Below are 356 nucleotides of genomic sequence, written 5' to 3'. Positions count from 1 at the left end.
ATCATTTAACCATTCTATTGAATTTTCTAAAGATAATTTATTATCTTTCAAAAAATCGGTCGTATACCTTAAAGTATCATCACATCCATCATTTCCTAACATTTCATCAAGATAATCAAATAACTCTTCAAATAAATCTTTACTGAATGGAAGTGAACTATTAAATTCATCTTTTTGAGTCTTAGCATATTTTTTCAATAGTTCTTTCTTCTTTTGTTTATCCATAATTACTTCTCTCCTAAAATATATTATCTATAAGATTTACAATTTCATTTTGATTATAACATATTCACAAAATCATAAGTGTCCACTAAAACAGATGTTTTATTAAACACTAAAAAAAGCATTATTTCTAA

General features: G+C 23.3%; 1 protein-coding gene. It reads right to left on the bottom strand.

Going from position 1 to position 356, the window contains the following annotated elements:
* Positions 1-225: DUF2695 domain-containing protein (locus BN899_RS18370; RefSeq protein ID WP_042278452.1), on the bottom strand; the 225-nt coding region annotated here is incomplete at its 3' end.
* Positions 226-356 lie beyond the last annotated feature (131 nt).

The organism is Faecalimicrobium dakarense, from assembly GCF_000499525.1.
GTDB lineage: Bacteria > Bacillota > Clostridia > Peptostreptococcales > Peptostreptococcaceae > Faecalimicrobium > Faecalimicrobium dakarense.
Note: the sequence above shows the minus strand (reverse complement) of the source record. Positions and strands in the feature narration are given on the sequence as shown.